The following is a 2,318-nucleotide window of genomic DNA, read 5'->3' as shown; positions in this document are numbered from 1 at the left end:
AGACCTCACCCGATGGCTGCCCGGCGGCGTCCTCGAGTTCCTCGGCCGCCTGGATGAGCAGGTGAAGCTGCGCGGCCTGCGCATCGAGCTGGGGGAGATTGAAGCCGCACTGCGCCTGCATCCCGCCGTCTCCCAGGCCGTCGTCCTCGCTCGACGCGATGCCCCCGACCGACTCCAGCTCGTCGCCTATTTCGCGCCGCACGCGGGCCTGTCCGTCCTCACCGAGGACTTGCGGCGCTTCCTGTTGGAGAAGCTGCCGGACTACATGGTGCCGGCGTTCTTCGTCGTGATGGACGCCCTGCCGCTCTCACCGAACGGCAAGGTGGATCGGCGCGCCCTGCCCGCGCCGCTCGTGGGCCCGGAGTCTCCCGCGGAGTCCTCGGCACAGCCTCGCAGTCCCACCGAGGAGGCCCTGGCCACGATCTGGAGCCACGTGCTGGGACGGGAGCGGATCGGGCTCGCCGACAACTTCTTCGGACTCGGGGGCGATTCCATCCTGGGCATCCGGATCATCACCGCCGCGAGGGCCATCGGGCTGGAGCTCGCCCTGCCCCAGCTCTTTCAACACCAGACGCTCCAGGCCCTGGCCCGCGCGGCCGAACAGGGAACCAACCCCGTCCCGGAGCGCCCCAGACTCCAGCCCTTCGGGCTCGTGTCACCGGAGGAGCGCGAGCGCCTGCCGCCCGGGCTCGAGGACGCCTATCCCCTGGCGACCCTGCAAGCGGGGATGCTCTTCCACAGCGAGCTTCGCCCCGACACGCCCGTCTACCACGACGTCTTCAGCTACCACCTGCGTGCGCGCCTGGAGTCGGAGCTGCTCGTCCAGGCCCTCCACGAATTGGTGGAGCGACACCCCATCCTGCGGACCGGCTTCGCGCTGTCTGGCTTCAAGCAGCCCCTGCAATGCGTGCACGCGAAAGCGGAGCCCCTCGTGGGCTTCACGGAGCTGGGGCACCTGGACGCAGCGGCGCAGGAGGCCGCCGTGGAAGCCTGGAGCCTCCAGGAGCGGGCCACGCCCTTCGACTGGATGCGGCCTCCGCTGATCCGCTTCCAGGTCCATGCCCGAGGCGTGGAAGGCTTCACCCTGAGCCTCGGGTTCCACCACGCCATCCTCGATGGGTGGAGCGTGGCCACGCTGGTCACCGAACTGCTCCAGCGCTACCTGGCGCTGACGGGCCGCAACGCGGGTACGCCGGCGCCTCCGCTCGGGCAGCACTACCGGGACTTCGTCGCCCTGGAGCAGCAGGCGCTGACGTCCGACGCGACGCGGGCCTTCTGGAAGGAACGACTCGCGGAGGCGAGCCCTTCGCGGCTGCCGCGCTGGCCGGGAGATCGCACGGCCCGGACGGGAACGCAGGGCGAGCTGGAAGTGCCGCTCTCCGATGCGCTCTCCCAGGGGCTGAAGCGGCTGGCGGGACTGGCGGGAGTGCCGCTCAAGAGCGTGCTCCTGGCCGCGCACCTGCGGGTGCTGCGCCACCTCGGCGAACAGCGGGTGCTGACGGGCCTCGTCTCCCACGGGCGCCTGGAGGAGGCGGATGGGGAGCGGGTGCTGGGCCTGTTCCTGAACACCCTGCCCATCGTGATGGACCTCCCGGGGGGCACGTGGATCGAACTGGCACGTCAGGTCTTCCAGACCGAGCGCGCCGCGATGCCCTTCCGGCGGCTGCCCCTCGCGGAGATCCAACGCCTGGCGGGAGGACAGACCCTCTTCGAAACGGTCTTCAACTTCGCCCACTTCCACGTCTACCAGGGCGTCGTCCAACAGGAGGGCATCGAGATCGCGGGCGGGAAGTTCTTCGAACAGACGCACTTCACGCTGGCCGCCAACTTCCAACTGGACCTCTTCGGACGTCAGGTCCGGCTGCGGCTGAGCTACGACGCGGGAGAACTCGACACGATGCAGGTGGAGCGCCTGGGCGGCTACTACGCGCGGGTCCTCCAGGCCATGGCGAGCGAGCCCGAGGCGCGCCACGAAACCGCCTCCCTGTTGACGCACGAAGAAGCACGGCAGGTGGTGGAGGAGTGGAACCGCACCGACGTGGTGTACCCGGAGCAGGATTGCCTGCACGCGCTCATCGAAGCCCAGGTGCGCCGCACCCCCGACGCCACCGCCCTCGTCTTCGAAGGCCAAGCCCTCACCTACCGCCAGTTGGATGAGCGCGCCAACCAGCTCGCCTGGCACCTGCGCTCCCTGGGCGTCGGCCCCGAATCCTCCGTTGCCGTCTGCCTGGAGCGCTCCGTCGAGCTCGTCATCGCCCTGCTGGGCGTCCTCAAGGCCGGCGCCGCCTACGTGCCCCTGGACCCGGGCTACCCCGCCG

General features: G+C 70.1%; 1 protein-coding gene. It reads left to right on the top strand.

The window, feature by feature from the left end; genetic code table 11:
* A partial coding sequence (locus D7V88_RS40725) for a condensation domain-containing protein (protein WP_147449119.1) occupies positions 1 to 2,318 on the top strand: 2,318 nt, incomplete at both ends.

Source organism: Corallococcus terminator (assembly GCF_003611635.1).
Lineage (GTDB): Bacteria > Myxococcota > Myxococcia > Myxococcales > Myxococcaceae > Corallococcus > Corallococcus terminator.
Note: the sequence above shows the minus strand (reverse complement) of the source record. Positions and strands in the feature narration are given on the sequence as shown.